This window comes from Nanhaiella sioensis (assembly GCF_046557775.1).
Lineage (GTDB): Bacteria > Bacillota > Bacilli > Bacillales > SM2101 > Nanhaiella > Nanhaiella sioensis.
This window is the reverse complement of record NZ_JBKAEG010000001.1, coordinates 4,875,693-4,892,539: the sequence shown is the minus strand read 5'-3', so window position 1 is coordinate 4,892,539 and position 16,847 is coordinate 4,875,693. Positions and strand designations below refer to the sequence as shown.

Annotated in this window: 15 protein-coding genes; 14 read left to right on the top strand and 1 reads right to left on the bottom strand. The window is 35.0% G+C overall.

Annotated elements, in window-relative coordinates; genetic code table 11:
• Window positions 1-244 precede the first annotated feature (244 nt).
• From V1503_RS23025 to V1503_RS22970, 12 genes are all read left to right on the top strand, one after another.
• Window positions 245-2,314, top strand: coding sequence for a sigma 54-interacting transcriptional regulator (locus V1503_RS23025; RefSeq protein WP_410629301.1), 2,070 nt, complete (start codon window positions 245-247; stop codon window positions 2,312-2,314).
• Window positions 2,315-2,982: 668 nt separating this feature from the next.
• Entirely contained in the window at window positions 2,983-4,506 is a 1,524-nt protein-coding gene (locus V1503_RS23020; protein WP_410629300.1) for an acyl-CoA synthetase, read from the top strand.
• Window positions 4,507-4,528: 22 nt separating this feature from the next.
• Window positions 4,529-5,707: a CaiB/BaiF CoA transferase family protein gene (locus V1503_RS23015; protein WP_410629299.1), complete on the top strand. Its 1,179-nt coding sequence runs from the start codon at window positions 4,529-4,531 to the stop codon at window positions 5,705-5,707.
• Window positions 5,708-5,746: 39 nt separating this feature from the next.
• Window positions 5,747-6,925: a lipid-transfer protein gene (locus V1503_RS23010; protein WP_410629298.1), complete on the top strand. Its 1,179-nt coding sequence runs from the start codon at window positions 5,747-5,749 to the stop codon at window positions 6,923-6,925.
• Window positions 6,926-7,022: 97 nt separating this feature from the next.
• The gene (locus tag V1503_RS23005) at window positions 7,023-7,466 is read left to right on the top strand and encodes an FAS1-like dehydratase domain-containing protein (RefSeq protein WP_410629297.1); all 444 of its coding nucleotides are present in this window, start codon (window positions 7,023-7,025) and stop codon (window positions 7,464-7,466) included.
• 111 nt (window positions 7,467-7,577) lie between these two features.
• Entirely contained in the window at window positions 7,578-7,964 is a 387-nt protein-coding gene (locus V1503_RS23000) for a MaoC/PaaZ C-terminal domain-containing protein (RefSeq protein ID WP_410629296.1), read from the top strand.
• 326 nt (window positions 7,965-8,290) lie between these two features.
• The gene (locus tag V1503_RS22995; protein ID WP_410629295.1) at window positions 8,291-9,103 is read left to right on the top strand and encodes an SDR family NAD(P)-dependent oxidoreductase; all 813 of its coding nucleotides are present in this window, start codon (window positions 8,291-8,293) and stop codon (window positions 9,101-9,103) included.
• A 210-nt stretch (window positions 9,104-9,313) separates the two neighbouring features.
• The gene (gene hppD, locus V1503_RS22990) at window positions 9,314-10,429 is read left to right on the top strand and encodes a 4-hydroxyphenylpyruvate dioxygenase (RefSeq protein ID WP_410629294.1); all 1,116 of its coding nucleotides are present in this window, start codon (window positions 9,314-9,316) and stop codon (window positions 10,427-10,429) included.
• Window positions 10,430-10,625: 196 nt separating this feature from the next.
• Window positions 10,626-11,252 (top strand): flavin reductase family protein, encoded by a 627-nt coding sequence (locus V1503_RS22985; protein WP_410629293.1) that lies wholly within the window; start codon window positions 10,626-10,628, stop codon window positions 11,250-11,252.
• A gap of 79 nt (window positions 11,253-11,331) precedes the next feature.
• Window positions 11,332-12,240, top strand: a complete 909-nt coding sequence (locus V1503_RS22980) for a fumarylacetoacetate hydrolase family protein (protein ID WP_410629292.1) — start codon at window positions 11,332-11,334, stop codon at window positions 12,238-12,240.
• Window positions 12,241-12,252: 12 nt separating this feature from the next.
• Window positions 12,253-13,407: a homogentisate 1,2-dioxygenase gene (locus V1503_RS22975; protein WP_410629291.1), complete on the top strand. Its 1,155-nt coding sequence runs from the start codon at window positions 12,253-12,255 to the stop codon at window positions 13,405-13,407.
• 566 nt (window positions 13,408-13,973) lie between these two features.
• Window positions 13,974-14,324, top strand: coding sequence for a hypothetical protein (locus V1503_RS22970; RefSeq protein ID WP_214481835.1), 351 nt, complete (start codon window positions 13,974-13,976; stop codon window positions 14,322-14,324).
• A 37-nt stretch (window positions 14,325-14,361) separates the two neighbouring features.
• Here V1503_RS22970 and V1503_RS22965 read toward each other — a convergent pair whose 3' ends face one another.
• Window positions 14,362-14,958 (bottom strand): TetR/AcrR family transcriptional regulator, encoded by a 597-nt coding sequence (locus V1503_RS22965; RefSeq protein WP_410629290.1) that lies wholly within the window; start codon window positions 14,956-14,958, stop codon window positions 14,362-14,364.
• Window positions 14,959-15,106: 148 nt separating this feature from the next.
• On the opposite strand from V1503_RS22965, the gene V1503_RS22960 reads away from it, so the two are divergent.
• Both V1503_RS22960 and V1503_RS22955 read left to right on the top strand, forming a co-directional pair.
• Complete coding sequence (locus V1503_RS22960; RefSeq protein ID WP_410629289.1) at window positions 15,107-15,994, top strand: ABC transporter ATP-binding protein; 888 nt, start codon at window positions 15,107-15,109, stop codon at window positions 15,992-15,994.
• Window positions 15,991-16,800, top strand: coding sequence for an ABC transporter permease subunit (locus V1503_RS22955; RefSeq protein ID WP_214481832.1), 810 nt, complete (start codon window positions 15,991-15,993; stop codon window positions 16,798-16,800). Before V1503_RS22960 ends, V1503_RS22955 begins: the two co-directional genes overlap by 4 nt.
• Window positions 16,801-16,847 lie beyond the last annotated feature (47 nt).

Sequence of the window (16,847 nt, the reverse complement as noted above, 5' to 3'; positions counted from 1 at the left end):
GAATTTTCTATAAACTATGAATAACATTGCTAATAGCTGAAAAACTAGCAAAAATCATCTTTTTTCGCTAAAATTCTTTAATTATTAAATAAAGTGATAAATATATTTATAAAACTTTTTAATATATTGTAATAACTGGTGACTAGATGTATACAATTGTTGTATGTATTAGAGGAAAATTGCCAATACTTATCGAAAAACGTAACAATAGGTTTTGGTATTAATAGAGTTAGAAGGTGAATGAATGTTAAGAGTAACAGATATTATGACAAAAGTAGAAGAGTTTCTTTATGAGCATAGTTCAATTTCTGAAGCAATTGATATAATGAGGAGGCTCAAATGGAATACGATTCCTGTATGTGATAATAATCAGAAATTAGTTGGTGTTTTTACGAGGAGCATTCTATATAAACAATTATTAAATCATATTAACCTTTCTACCACAATAGGAGATTTTATTCGCAAAGAAGTATATGTGCTGCCAACTAATACACCTTATGAAAAATTATATCCACTTACTTTAGAAAGCAAAGTAGGTACTGCAGTCGTAATAGATGAGAGTAGTAAAGTAGTTGGTCTCGTAACAAAAACAGATTTAGTAGTGACTTTTTTACAATCGTCACAATATTTAACGAATCAATTAGAAAAGATATTAGAAACATCTCAATTAGGTGCATGCATGACTGATGAGAACGGATATATTTCATATGTAAATGAACAGCTCTGTACCATTTTTGATCTTAATGAACAAGATGTACTTCATGAAGACGTCACAAATTACCTCCCAAAACACTATTTAAATGACTTGGAAAAAAAGCTACCGAAAAGAATGACATTCAATCATCACCACACGATTGTGAGAGTTTCGACATACAACTTAGTTAATGGAAAAAAGGGATACATCGCTTTATTTCAAAATGTAACTGAAATTGAACAAATAGCTCAAGAATTAGAGACTGTAAAAAAACTTAAAAGATTAGTAGAAACAGCGATTGATAATGCCTATGATGGAATATTGATGATAAATGAGGAAGCAAAAATTGTTTTTTTCAATTCGATGTTATGTGATTTATTTGAGTTGGACTCACATCATATAAAAAATCAACATGTTGATCAAATTCTTCCTCATTTCAATTTGCAAGAGGTTATGAAGACAGGTGTTGCTACTGTAAGTAAGGTTATGAAGATCAAAGGTATTAAATACATGCTTCATCGTATTCCTGTTTATCAAGACAACATGATTATTGGGGCAATTGGTAAAATCAGCTTTCGTCAACTAAAGGAAGTCCAAGAACAATTCAGGAAAATCGACCAGGAAAATAAAACAGTTAGCATAAGTAATCATGTAACTGAAACATCTAGGTATTCATTTGATCACATCATTACAAGAAGTGCTAATATGGAAAAGTTAATTAGAAGTGTTAGGAAAGCTGCTAAGGGGAAATCTACTATTTTAGTTCGAGGAGAAAGTGGGACAGGAAAGGAACTTTTTGCTCATGCTATTCATAGTGTCAGTATGACTAGTAATGGTCCTTTTGTTACAGTGAATTGTGCTGCGATACCTGAGCATTTGCTGGAATCTGAGTTTTTTGGTTATGAAGCTGGGGCTTTTACTGGCGCTAAACAAAAGGGGAAATACGGAAAATTCGATCATGCAAATGAGGGTACGCTGTTTTTGGATGAAGTCGGTGATATGTCTTTGCAGCTTCAAGCAAAACTATTAAGGGTATTACAAGAGAAAGAGTTTTATAGAGTTGGAGGAAATGAGAGGGTTCAAGTAAATGTTAGAATTATTGCAGCGACAAATCGGCCCTTAGAAAACATGGTAGAAAGTGGAGAATTTAGAGAAGATTTATATTATCGACTTAATGTCATTTCATTTGAAGTACCTCCCTTAAGGAAGCGGCAGGGAGATATATTAATTTTAAGTGATACTTTTATAGATGATCTCAATCAAATAAATGGCACGAGTATAACGGGGATCGATGATGATGCCAAAAAGGTTATGTTGTCATACGATTGGCCTGGAAATATACGTGAACTTCGCAATGTAATAGAAAGAGGTATGGTTTTTGCAGAGCATGGGAAAATTGAAGCTCATGATTTACCTGATTATTTACTAAATAAAGTAAAGATACATTCTACAAAAATGGAAAATTCCATGAACAAACAAGCATTATTGGATGAAGCAGAAATGAGAGTTATTAAAGAAATGATGGAAAAAGTAGAAGGTAATAAAACAAAAGCTGCAAAAATGCTAGGTATAAGTCGCTCTCTACTATATAAAAAACTTGTAAAATATCAGCTTATGTAAAAAGTGGTTCCTTAATATTGGTTATGTTTGTCTTAATTTAAGACAGTCAATCTAAACAATTGTATTAATAATATACATAAGCATTGTAAATACCTAGCTGTAATAATCAATGTTGTTTGAATTTGCAAATGAGTATTCATGTGTATACGTATAAAGTTACTAAATAACTATATAATTAATAACTATTTGGCACAGAACTTGCTTCTTAAATTACGAAAGAGTATTTGTTTCATGAGAGTGCAGAAGGAGGGAGTTAAAACAACTTAATAAGCTGTGCTATTTTTTAAAAAGTAATCAGAGGAACCCACATGTTATGTAATTAGCTTATTGTGAACTTTGACTAACGCTGTTTTCGCATTGGTGGTTGCATATTGTACTAAGAACTAGATACTATCTTTTCTCATTTATAATGAGGTCAATTAGCATAAAATTATTAATAGCCGTTCTAAATTAGTCTCAATATCAACATAGGTTACGAGTAGAGCCGTAATTAATGAACAATTTCTGTATTGAATGTTATATGTGGAAAGGAATGAATTTTTAGCGCTGTGTCTGACCACTCACATTGAAAGATTGTAATACTAAAAGACTTAAAGTTCGTTTAATAGTTGTTCTCAGAGATATTGTACACGATATTGGTCACTTAAAATAATATAGGGGGGATCAATTTGAATATTGGAAGTTGTCTCGCGATCAATGCAAGAAGGCATCCAGAAAAATGGGCTGTGATATTTGAGGACAGAGAGTATACGTACAAACAGTTAAACCAAGTTGTAAATCAACTTGCGCACGGTCTTCTAAAACTAGGAGTAAAAAAGGGTGAAAAAGTCGCTCTATTACTTAAGAATTCAGATTATTTCGTAATTAGCTATTTTGCTGCTGCGAAAATAGGTGCTGTAGTCGTTCCGCTTAATTTTCGTCTCATGGCACGTGAATTAAATTATATTTTGCACCAATCAGATAGTGTTGTTGTGATATATGATCAAGAGTTTGATGACATTATTTATGAAGCAAAACAAGACGTTCATTCAATAAGGCAAGTAATAGCAGTAACTCGTCCAAACAGACCTGAACATCTTTCAATCAAGGAGGTAGTATCTGAAAACATTTCGGAACCAGAGGTAGAAGTTATAGAAGAGGATGATTTGCATATTTTATATACGTCTGGAACGACAGGCTACCCAAAAGGTGCTTTATTTGATCATAAACGAGTATTAAACCTCGTCATTGCATCAATCGGGACAACTGGTTTAGCTTCATTTGAAAAACTATTACATGTTGCACCTCTTTTTCATAGTGCTCAATTAGGTTTATTTCTCATTCCTGGTATTAGTGTGGGTGCATCACATGTCATTCATAAAGAATTTAATCCTATCGAAGTACTGAAAGCAATTGAAAAATATGAAATTACGCAATATTTTGGAGTACCAACGATGTATAACTTTTTATTGCACGTACCAAATGCAAAGGAATACAATTTGAGTTCTATTAAAAAGTGCTCATACGGTGCAGCACCAATGGCACCAGAACTCGTGAAAAAAAGTATGGAATTATTTCAAACTGATCAATTTTATAATTTATGTGGATTGTCTGAAGGAGGACCGGCTGGAATTTTTCTAACACCGGAAGATCATAAAGAGAATTTGGGTGCTTCAGGGAAGGATCCAACATTGTTAACTGAAGCAAGGGTTGTCAACGAACAAGGTAAGGACGTAGTACCTGGTGAAGTAGGTGAATTTATTCTTCGCGGTGAAACGATTATGAAAGAATATTACCGAAAGGAAAAGGAAACTCAAGATGCATTACGTGAAGGCTGGTTATTTACCGGGGATTTAGCAGTGAAGGATGAACATGGTTTTATTAAACTAGTAGACCGTAAGAAAGATATGATTATATCAGGCGGTGAAAATGTCTATTCAATTGAAGTAGAAAATTGTTTATACCAACATCCTGATGTTATGGAAGCCGCAATTATTGGTATTCCTGATACGACTTGGGGAGAAATTGTAACCGCTGTCGTCGTTTTACACCAACAAAAAGCTGATGAAGAAGAACTAATAAATTTTCTTCGGCAACATCTAGCTGGGTATAAAGTACCGAGAAAGGTACTATTTGTCGATCAACTCCCTCGAAATGCTTCAGGGAAAATAATGAAATATAAACTTCGCGAACAATTTAATAAAGTGAAATAATGTGAAAGAGCGGTGAATTCATATGTCTCTTTTATCTTCGCTAAATATTCTTGATTTTTCTGGGCTGCTACCAGGACCATATGCGACGATGTTTTTAGCAGATTTAGGTGCAAATATTTTAAGAGTTGAATCTCCATCAAGGCCAGATTTGTTACGCATGACACCACCTATCGATGGCGAAGATTCAGTAGCACATCAATACTTGAATCGTTCAAAGCGTGCTATTGCTCTAGACTTAAAGAGAGAAGAATCAATAGATATAGTAAAAAAGTTAATTCATAAATACGACATAGTGTTAGAACAATTTCGACCAGGTGTCATGGATAGATTGGGCCTTGGTTATAATGAGCTAAAACAAATTAACCCCGAGTTAATATATTGCTCATTAACAGGGTACGGGCAAACAGGGCCGTATCGTAATAGAGCAGGACACGATAATAACTATTTGTCCATATCAGGAGTTACTAGCTATTCAGCTAGAAAGGGGTCCGTTCCAACCCCTTATGGGATTCAAATAGCAGACGTAGCAGGAGGATCCCATCATACTGTTATTGCTATATTAGCTGCAGCATATCACCGACAATTAACAGGTCAAGGGCAGTCAATTGATGTAAGCATGACAGATGCAGCATTTGCTTTGAATGGGATTTCTGGTGCTGGGTACCTAGCAAGTGAAGTAGAGCCAGAAGCAGAAGCATTAATGCTAAATGGTGGAACTTTCTACGATTACTACGAGACTAAAGATGGACGTTACTTTTCTGTTGGAAGCCTTGAACCGAACTTTAGAAAGCAACTTTGCGAAGCTGTCGGAGCTGAGGAATTGTTATCTCTTAGTTTAAGCATGAGTAAAGAGGATATGGAATTGTTTAAAGACAAATTAAAGTATATATTTCGATTAAAAACCTACGAAGAGTGGATATCAATATTTAATAAATTCGATGCTTGTATAGAGCCTGTTCTTCATTTTTCTGAAGCCGTTCATCATCCACAAATAAAAGCGCGTAATATGATAGCTGACGTACCGAAGGATGAAGGAGGAAGTCAAAAGCAACTTGCTTGTCCTATTAAGTTTTCTTCATTTCAACCATCATACAGTCATGTAGGTAGCCAGTTAGGTTATCATACTGATGAAGTCTTGGAAGAATTAGGATTGAAGAAAGGTCAAATAAGCTCTTATAAGAAAGATGGAATTATCGGGTGAATTAAACATTAACAGGAATTCATGGGAGGTTATGGTATTATGAGCAAAGCAAGAATAATTGGAGCTGATATGGTGAAGTTCGCTAAACCAGGTAAAAATGATCCGTATGAGGATATGGCTGCAAAAGCGATTAGTGGGGCATTAATGGATGCTGGAATAGGCATTGACGAAGTACAACAAGCTTTTGCAAGTTATGTTTATGGCGAAAGCACTTCTGGTCAAGCTGCAATCTATAAAGTAGGAATGACTGGTATTCCAGTCGTAAATGTAAATAACAATTGTTCAAGTGGATCAACAGCGCTTTTTTTAGCACGTCAAGCTGTTGAGTCAGGGTCAGCTGAGTGTGTTCTTGCATTCGGTTTTGAAGAAATGAAACCTGGTGCATTGCAATCTGTATGGAATGATCGTACATCACCCCTTGATCTGTTTCAAGATAAATTAGATGAATTAACTCCACAAACTAAAGGGTTCCCGTTAACTTTGCGCATTTTTGGTGAGGCTGGAAACGAATACTTACGTAGATACGGTGCTAACCCAGATATTTTTGCTAAGGTCGCTGTAAAGACAAGAAGTCATGCTGTCAATAATCCTTATTCCATTTTTGATACCAAACTAACAGTTGATGAAGTATTAAACTCCCCAGTCGTTTATCCAGAGCATTTAACAAGATTATGTGCTTGTCCACCATCTTGTGGTGCAGCCGCTGTCATTGTTTGTACTGAGAATTTTGCGAGGAAAAAAGGAATTGGTAATGCTGTTGAAATCGTGTCACAAACGATGGCAACAGATACAATTTCAACCTTTCAAGACCCAATCAATCTAGTTGGAGCAGACATGACAAAGCGTGCGGCAAAACAATTATATGAACAAGCTGGAATTGGACCAGAGGAAGTCCATGTAGTTGAATTGCATGATTGTTTTACACCTAATGAAATACTTACTTACGAAGGTCTGGGGCTTTGTCAAGAAGGTGAAGCAGAAAAGTTCATTAACGATGAGGATAACACATATGGTGGGAAATTTGTTATTAATCCTTCTGGAGGACTAATGTCAAAGGGGCATCCACTTGGTGCAACAGGTCTTGCGCAATGTACGGAGCTCGTATGGCAACTAAGGGGTCAAGCAGACAAAAGACAAGTTGAAGGTGCTAATATTGCTTTACAGCATAATCTTGGATTAGGTGGTGCTGTTGTAGTAACGATGTATAAAGCTTCGTAAAAGTATATCTTTGTACATTCCAGTTTAATAAAATGTCACGATCTTATAGTTACCAATATTACTAGTTTACTAGTAAATGATAAAGGAGTGATGAGTTTTGCTAAAAGACATATCTACAAAAGTTGGAATGAAGTTTGAACCATACACATTTTCTGTCGAACAAGGAAAAGTGAAAGAATTTGTTTTAGCAATTGGGGATAATAATCCGATTTATTATTCAACTGAAGAAGCAAGAAAGCAGGGCTATGTTAAAATACCAGTTCCTCCAACATTTTCAACAGTTATTGATATGTGGGGTGGTGCTGACTTTGATTCATTAGTAAACGCACTTGATTTAGACGCTTTGAAAGTGTTACACGGTGAACAATCATATGAATATGTCAGCATGATTTTTGTTGGGGATGTAGTAACAGCAGTAAGTCAAGTTGTTCATGCTACGACAAAGAGAAATATGAATTTTATTACGATAGAAACAACATATTCTAACGCTGATAAAGAAATAGTATTAATTGGAAAATCGGTTATTATTGAGCGGCATTAATACGCTACTTTTACTCTGATCCACTTGAGTGGATTAATGTAAGCTCACCGTTGGTCTAGTATCTAATATGACATAAAAACTAAAATGATTATAGAGGAGAGGATTCAATTTATGAATGATCTTCAAGTGATAGAGAAAGACAATATTTCTCACACGCAAATCGTGAAATATGCTGGAGCATCAGGTGACTTTAATCCGATTCACACAGTTGTACCAATTGCAAAAAGTGTAGGTTTACCAGATGTTATAGCCCACGGTATGCTCGTTATGGGACTGGCTGGTGATGCACTTACACAATGGTTTCCAAGAAAAGATTTACGAAAATTTAAAGTAAGATTTTCCAAAATGACTTTCCCAGGAGAGAAGCTGTCAATTTCCGGAAAGATTGTAGAAGAAAAAAACGAAGATGGAGAAACCATAATGTGCGGAAAAATATTGGTACAAAATGAAAATGAGGAATTGAAGCTTAAAGGTGACTTTGAAGTTTTGAAAAATTAGACACAGTAAAGATATTAAATAAATCTGAGGAAATTTAATCTTGAATAACTGTGTTAGTCTTGTTTGTCCCTTTCTAGCACATTAAAAAAATTGTGGTACTCGGAGTTATCCATCCATATTCTTTTACGTCTTTTTTCCTCTTTTTGAACACGCCCATAGTAGACTTTGCTGCTATTGAGACTAGTTTGAGACAGTGACAGAAAGTTGATGCATTTGACTTTATAAAAAATGAGAAAATGATGTTACGATAATTTTTTAGAACAAAATCAAAGATCAAAGTGAAAACAGCCTAAACGAAAATAGAGACAAGGAAGGGAGATAAGGTAATGAAAATGTTAGAAAATCAAGTTGCAATTATTACAGGATCTGGACGAGGAGTTGGAAGGCAAGTTGCTGAATTGCTGGCTGAACATGGGGCTCGTGTTGTTGTGTCAGATAAAGATCAAGAACCTGCCGAAGAAGTCGTTAGTGCAATTAAAGAAAAAGGTGGAGATGCTATTTCAGTTAATGGAGATGTCACTTCTTCAGAGTTTCCAAAACAGATTATGGATGAAACGATTCAAGCTTATGGCAAGCTGGATATTTTGGTGAACAATGCTGGCTACACATGGGATGGGATGATCCATAAAATGACAGATGAGCAATTTCAAGCCATGGTCGATATTCATTTATTTGCTCCATTTCGACTTATCCGTGAAGCAACACCATATTTAAGAAATGCTCATAAAGATGACGTGGCAAAAGGTGTTGATCATTATCGGAAGATAGTAAATGTCACATCAGTAGCTGGAGTGATGGGCAATGTGGGGCAAGCGAATTATTCATCTGCCAAAGCTGGCTTAATCGGCTTAACGAAAACAGTTGCTCGAGAATGGGCACCTTATCATGTGAATTGTAATGCAGTCGCATTTGGTATGGTTGAAACGAGGCTAACACAACCAAAAGAAAAGGGTGAATCTATTAATGGTGTTGCAATTGGCATTCCAGAAAATATGAGGCAGATGATTCAAATGTCTATTCCTCAACAAAGAGCAGGAACAGCTTTAGAAGCTGCACAAAGTATCTTCTATCTAGCATCGCCATTATCTAATTATGTAAATGGTCAGGTGTTAAATGTGAACGGTGGCTTTTATTCTTAACAATATTCTCAATTATTAAGTTTTCTTAGATAAAATAATATATGTATATAAGGCTAAAAAGCTAGTTATCTCTTAATTGAGTAACTAGCTTTTCTGTATTCAACTAAAGCGTTTTGGCTTCACAGTATACTCTTGAGTCATACACCATTTTTTTACTATTATAAAATTAAGAAAATTAATTATTTTATGAAAAATAGGAGGTTTATGTGAATGAAAGAACAATTGTTAGAAACTGTTGAGAAGCAAGAGGAATTTTTTCCAGTAAGAGATGTAGACTATATTGAGTTTTATGTTGGGAATGCGAAGCAGGCATGTCACTATTTTTGTAGAACATTTGGCTTTAAACCAATAGCTTATTCTGGTTTAGAAACAGGGAATAGAGAAACTATCTCGTACGTTATTCAACAAAATAATATTCGATATATTTTAACAGGTACATTAGAATCGGAAAGTCGAGTATCTTCTTTTGTTAAAAAACATGGCGATGGTGTACGGGATGTAGCATTAGTTGTAGACGATGTAGATAAAGCATACAGTGAAGCAGTAAGCCGTGGAGCCATTGAACTTTTACCGCCAACTATATTATCGGATGAAAACGGATCAGTTAAAAAGGCGGTCATCGGTACATACGGTGACACAATTCATAGTTTAATCGAACGTACAAATTATAACGGAACTTTTTTACCAGGTTTCGAAAAAATTAATATGAATATACCATATGATGATGCTGGTTTAATTGCAGTTGATCATGTTGTAGGAAACGTTGAAGAGATGGAGCAATGGGTTACTTATTACGAAGAAGTAATGGGCTTTAAGCAATTAATTCATTTTGATGATGATGATATAAGCACAGAATACTCCGCGCTAATGTCAAAAGTGATGACCAATGGTGGTAGAATTAAATTCCCGATAAATGAGCCTGCAGAAGGGAAGCGTAAATCTCAAATTCAAGAATATCTAGAGTTTAATAACGGAGCGGGTGTGCAGCATATCGCTTTATTAACGGAAGATATTATAAAAACTGTTTCATCGTTAAAAGAAAATGGAATTGAGTTTCTTGAGACACCAGATTCGTATTATGTAATGTTATCTGAACGTGTTGGGGAAATTGATGAAGAAATTGAGAAGCTGAAACAGTTAAAAATCTTAGTAGATCGTGATGATGAAGGTTATTTATTACAAATCTTCACAAAACCAATAGTCGATCGTCCAACATTATTTATTGAAATTATTCAAAGAAAAGGTGCCAAGGGCTTTGGTGAAGGCAATTTCAAGGCGTTGTTTGAGTCAATTGAACGCGAACAAGAAAGACGCGGGAATTTGTAAGGAATAATTTTCACAATGATGCATTGTTGTTTTTTGTACCAGGAAATTACCGTATATTCAGCTAGTAAACGTGATCACTTTACTTTATAAAAACGGTGAAATCCCATAAGTCTTATCTAACATATGTATTTAATATAGAAAAACATAAAATTTCGAGTCTTATTATACTAATAGTAACTTGAGGAGTTGAGTGCATTTGCAGATCGAGCCAAGCGATATTTCATGGCAGGACGCTTATAAGTTGTTAGTTGGGTCTGTTTTGCCACGTCCAATTGCATTTGTTTCTACAGTTGATGAAGAGGGACGGGCAAATCTTGCCCCCTTCAGTTTTTTTACATGTATTAGTGCTAATCCTATGCTTATATGTTTTGCTCCTATGGTTAGAGGAAGTGACGGTGGGAAAAAGGACACCTTGAGGAATATTGAAAAGACTAAGGAGTTTATCATTAATATTGTAAGCGAGGACATTATTTCACAAGTTAATGAATGTGCAACAGAGTATTCACCTGGGGTTGATGAGTTTACAATAGCGGGACTTGGCAAAGAAGCTGGTCAAAAAATACAAATACCAAGAGTTCAAGAGTGTAAGATACATTTGGAATGTAAACTGCATGAATTACATCATTACGGTTCTCACCCAGGGTCAGGCAGCTTAGTTGTTGGAAAAGTTGTATTAGTTTCTGTTGCAGACAATTTGTACGAGGATGGAAAAATTAATACTAGTAAGTTAAATCCAGTCGGTAGATTAGCAGGGCATGCGTACACTCGTGCAAATAGCGACACATTTATTTTAACAAGAAACAATATAAGTAAAGAGAAATAGTCTTGATTAATAGTGGAAATTCGTTATTAACAGTAATAATAAAAAGCTAATATAACTTAATGACTAAGGAGGGACAAAAGTGAAATATGTCACCTTCAAGACGGAAGCAGGTATTGAGAGAGCCGGATGGTTACATGAAGAAAAAATAGTCGACATGCATGCTGTTAGTGGTGGCAAGCTTCCACATAACTTATTACATTTTATTGAAAACTATGATTCATATATCAATCTACTGAATAATGTACATCTGTGTAATGATGCTATTTACGCACTAGAAGAAGTTAATATTTGTGCTCCACTACCAAAGCCACCAAGTGTTCGAGATTTTTATGCCTTTGAAGATCACGTGAAAACAGCAAGAAGTAGGAGGGGGCTTCAAGTTATTCCTGAATGGTATGAGATGCCAGTTTTTTACTTTTCAAACCATCAAGCGATCACTGGACCTGATGAGCTTATTAAAAAACCAAAGAATTGTAATCGTCTTGATTATGAACTTGAAATTGCATGTGTTATCGGTAAGCAAGGAACGAATATCTCGCGAATAGAAGCGGAAGATTATATTTTCGGGTACACAATAATGAATGATTGGAGTGCTCGGGATATACAAGCGAAAGAAATGAAGGTAGGTTTAGGTCCTGCAAAAGGAAAGGACTTTGCTACATCAATAGGCCCTTATATTGTTACGAAAGATGAACTTGAAAAATATAAAATAGGAGATCTTTATGATTTACAGATGGTGGCTAAGGTTAATGGCAGCACGACATCTGTTGGCAATTTTAATACTATTTATTATTCATTCGCACAAATGATAGAAAGAGCATCGAAGGATGTAACACTATATCCTGGTGATATTATAGGATCAGGCACGGTAGGAACTGGTTGTATTTTAGAGCTTGGACCTGAAAAACAACGATGGTTGGAGCCTGGTGATTTAGTTGAACTAGAGATCACTGGCTTAGGGATCTTAAAAAATACAATTGTAGAGTAAAGGGGGATCTTTGTGTACTACAGGCAAATGGGCTCAATTCCAAAGAAACGCCATATACAATTTAAAAAAGAAGATGGTACATTATATCGTGAACAAGTAATGGGCACAAAAGGGTTTTCTGGAACACAATCAATATTATATCATCACAACATGCCAACGAAAGTTTTAGAAACGAAACATTTTTCAAATCCTGAAATAAAATTTGAAGAAAATTCGTCATTAATGCATCGGCATTTAAGAACTGAAAAATGTACTGCGACAAGTGATGCTTTATTCGGTCGCGAATATTTGTTAGGTAATGAAGACTTGCTTATCGGAGTCGTAAAGCCAAAAATAGCAATGAAGCATTATTACCGTAATGGAGATGGTGATGAACTGTTTTACATTCATTATGGTTCAGGGAAAATTGAAACAATATTCGGTAGTATTTATTATGAAGAAGGAGATTATATAGTTATTCCAATTGGTACCATTTATCGGATTGTACCGAATACAGAAGTGATGCAAACATTTCTCTTCGTTGAAACGAATAGTCAAATTACATCTCCACGTAGATATCGTAACGAATACGGCCAACTTCTTGAACATAGTCCATTTTGTGAACGGGATATACATGGACCAGCTCAATTAGAAACGTATGATCAAACAGGTGCTTTTTCAGTATTAACTAAAGCTAGAGGAAGTATGACTGAGCATATTTTCCAACATCATCCGCTAGATGTTATTGGTTGGGACGGGTATTTATATCCGTGGAAGTTTAGCATACATGATTTTGAACCAATTACGGGTCGTATCCATCAACCGCCACCAGTCCATCAAACGTTTGAAGGACATAACTTTGTCATCTGTTCTTTTGTGCCAAGATTATATGATTATCATCCAGATGCGATTCCTGCACCATACTATCATAGCAATGTTAACAGCGATGAAGTAATATATTATGTTGATGGAAATTTTATGAGTAGAAAAGGGATTGATGAAGGTTCAATTACGCTTCATCCAAGTGGTATTCCTCACGGTCCACACCCTGGGAAAACAGAAGCAAGTATAGGTAAAAAGGAAACAGCGGAGCTCGCAGTTATGATTGATACATTTAAACCACTAAAGGTTGTCAGCAATGCGCTAGAAATAGAAGATCGTGCATATATGTCTAGTTGGAATAAATGATAATTGTGAACTATTCATCCAGCACACTAAAAATAGGGAGAAATTAGCCTGAATTTATGATGTTTGCATAAGTATATTGCTTATGCTTTTTTGCATATAGTCAGTTTGTATTATTGAGATATATGTTAATTAGGCTGAACTAGTGTTTTGCCCTTTCATTTGTAGATGGACTTGTTTATTTACATCAATTCTTTGGTGTAAGTTAGTGAATATTTTTACTAATAACGGAAATGGCATCGGGTGGCTCTATTCGTAAACGTTATTACGATAGTTTACGAATAAAATGGTAAGAAGATGTGACTCTATCCAAGGAGAAAAAATATCGCTATATATACATATTAAGCATCATCCTGTGTTGAAACAATTTAAGTTAGTTGTTCCTCTGACGATTCAAATCTTTGTGTAAAATGTTAACACAAATATTGTGTCATACAATAAGAAAAAATAATATATGTGTACGATGAGTGTACATGCTCTTCTTCAAATTAATAAGGCTTTTTTCGTTAATGCTGTTGGTTAGAACAATCCGGAAAAAGTTAATTTTGAAGAGAAGGGGGATAACTGTTATGAACAATATGCGTTGGATGTCAACGATGTTTAACGTAGGTAAAAGGTCTGGACGACTGGTGAATCGCTTTAGAAAGCGAAGAAGGAACAATTGGGTTGCAATGAGTGCATCGGTAGTAGCATTATCCGTTCCTGCTTTACTCGGAATGGTAAGGATGAGAAATAACAAGACGATGACACAGCTAGGTGATGAGATGAAACGCATGGCTGAAAGAATGACTAATAATGCAAATGTTAAGTCACCATTGCCAAATTTCGAATTTGCAGAGGAGCTTGCACCTAACAACCCTAATAACAAAGTAAACAACAAACAACATCAAAATACTACACAGCCGGCAAAAACGAAATGACTAAAGTATTGACCACCTTGAATAAGGTGGTCAATGATCATCGTCTTCCTGCTATGCCATAGAAAAATAAATTAGTAAGATCTTCGATAAATTGCTCTTCACTTGAATATGAAGTTGACAACTGGAGCATTTCCTCACTCTTTTCACTAAACATGTTCAAATAAAAAATTACTAAAGATGGTGCAATATCATTAGCTATTTCACCGTTTCTTTTCGCCTTTTCAATCATTTCTAAGAAAAGGGGAAACACTTTAGTTGAATAAATTTCTTTTACAAACTTATTCATTTCAGGGTCTTGCAGCAATAATTCATTTAATTTTTTTGCAGAGAATTTTTGTATGGTCCCTCTTTTTTGAAATAGAATGAAACTTATTGTTTCCTTAAATGACTTCGATCCTTCTGAAATTAGTTTTTCGTATTCCTCTAGATGTTGAAAGTAGAACGATTTTAGCGCCTCTCTGATTAGCTCCTCTTTACTGCCAAAATGATTATAAATTGAGACTTGTGATACGTCGGCTTTATTAGCTATATCAGTAATCCGAATAGCTCTTGGCTCCATACTACTCAATAATTCCAAAGTGGCATTCTTAATACTGTCTTTGATTCGTTGTGCTCGTTTTTCAAACCCATTCATTAAACTATCACCTTTTTATCTCACGTAATATTATGAAATATTTCAATTAATATATTTCATTATACCATTGACTTTAACATTTTAAAAATTTAAAATTAATGTAATGAAACATATCATATATTTCATAAAATTTAAGGAGGAGTGCAAAGTGATTCAAGTCAACGGCCTGACTCAACAATTTTCCAATGACAAAGGGATATTTGATGTATCATTTGAAGTCCATAAAGGAGAGGTTTTCGGTTTCTTAGGCCCGAATGGTGCTGGTAAATCTACTACTATACGGCATTTAATGGGGTTTATGAAACCACAACGAGGCTTTTCCTCAATAAATGGCGTAAATTGCTGGGAAGATCAAGGCAAGGCACGTAGCTACGTAGGTTATTTACCTGGAGAAATTTCATTTTTAGAAGGTATGAGTGGGATGGAATTTATTAATATGATGGCGGGAATGCAAGAAATTAAAGACTTTAGAAAGCGTGATGAGTTAATTGAGCGACTACAATTTGATCCTAAAACACCTATTAGAAAAATGTCAAAAGGAATGAAACAAAAGATAGGTATTGTTGTCACATTTATGCATGATCCAGAAATCTTAATTCTAGATGAACCGACATCAGGTTTAGACCCTTTAATGCAAAAAATATTTATTGATATTGTGCTAGAAGAAAAGGCAAAGGGGAAAACGTTTTTAATGTCTTCACATAGCTTTGCAGAAATCGAAAGGACTTGTGATCGAGCAGCAATCATTAAGGATGGTCGAATCATTACAGTAAAAGATATACATCAACTCCAATCTATGCAAAGAAAAATCTTTGAAATTACTTTTGTAAATGAAAATGATATTGAAAGATTAACAGCTTCCGGGCTTACGGTAGAAGTAATAAAAAATGGAGTAGCTCGGGTTGTCATTCAAGGGAATTATAATGATTTAATTAAAGAATTAGGTAATTACGATATTACCAATATGAGTGTAAGCAACCAAAGCCTTGAGGAAATTTTTATGAATTACTATGATTCAAAGGAGGGGATAAAGTGAATGCACCACTATATAAACAAATGATCAAATCGAATGTTAAGGGGTTTTTAAGCTTCGGAGTAGGGTCAGCTCTCTATGTTATTCTAATGACTTCCTTATATCCATTTATTGCTGACAACGCTGAGCAAATAAATGATATGTTAGAAATATATCCAGATGCTCTAAAACAAGCATTTGGACTTGAGTCTTTCGGGACTTATAGCGAATTTATTTCTGTAGAGTATTTTGGTTTGTTTTTTCCTATTATTTTAGGAGTATTTAGTGTGATGACAGCTGTGCAACTAATTGCAAAACTAGTTGACAGAGGCTCAATGGCGTATTTACTTTCAACCAAAGTCACACGTAGTTCAGTCGTAATTACACAAATAGCAGTATTAGTTAGTGGATTAATAATCATTGTTTTTTTAACATTCATCGGTGGTGTTATTGGAGGAGAATGGCTTATTGATGACCAATATGCAATTGGAACCAACGTATTTTTTAAGATCAATATAGTTGGATTATTATTGTTTTTCGCAGTTGGAGGCTACTCTTTCCTTATTTCTGCCCTGCTGAACGATGAGAAACTAGCATTTGGTCTTGCCGGTGGATTGACTTTTCTCTTTTATGGGTTAGATATGGCAGGGAAAATAAGCACTGACTTAGACTGGTTGAGAAATATCACTTTGTTCTCGCTGTATGAACCGAGTCAGATTGCTATTGGTGAAGGAGATGTATTCTCTTCATCTCTTATTCTATTGAGTATTGGCGTAATCATGTTTATTTTAGCAGTATTCGTTTTTAAACGTCGAAATTTACCTTTATAGTCATTGAATGTTATATCTAGGAGGGCCTTTCTAAAATTTTGTTCTTG

Excerpts from the sequence above, each read along its gene's own strand:
- V1503_RS23025 (WP_410629301.1), top strand. The coding sequence starts at position 245 with ATGTTAAGAGTAACAGATATTATGACAAAAGTAGAAGAGTTTCTTTAT.
- V1503_RS23015 (WP_410629299.1), top strand. The coding sequence starts at position 4,529 with ATGTCTCTTTTATCTTCGCTAAATATTCTTGATTTTTCTGGGCTGCTA.
- V1503_RS23010 (WP_410629298.1), top strand. The coding sequence starts at position 5,747 with ATGAGCAAAGCAAGAATAATTGGAGCTGATATGGTGAAGTTCGCTAAA.
- V1503_RS23000 (WP_410629296.1), top strand. The coding sequence starts at position 7,578 with ATGAATGATCTTCAAGTGATAGAGAAAGACAATATTTCTCACACGCAA.
- V1503_RS22995 (WP_410629295.1), top strand. The coding sequence starts at position 8,291 with ATGAAAATGTTAGAAAATCAAGTTGCAATTATTACAGGATCTGGACGA.
- hppD (WP_410629294.1), top strand. The coding sequence starts at position 9,314 with ATGAAAGAACAATTGTTAGAAACTGTTGAGAAGCAAGAGGAATTTTTT.
- V1503_RS22970 (WP_214481835.1), top strand. The coding sequence starts at position 13,974 with ATGAACAATATGCGTTGGATGTCAACGATGTTTAACGTAGGTAAAAGG.
- V1503_RS22965 (WP_410629290.1), bottom strand. The coding sequence starts at position 14,958 with ATGAATGGGTTTGAAAAACGAGCACAACGAATCAAAGACAGTATTAAG.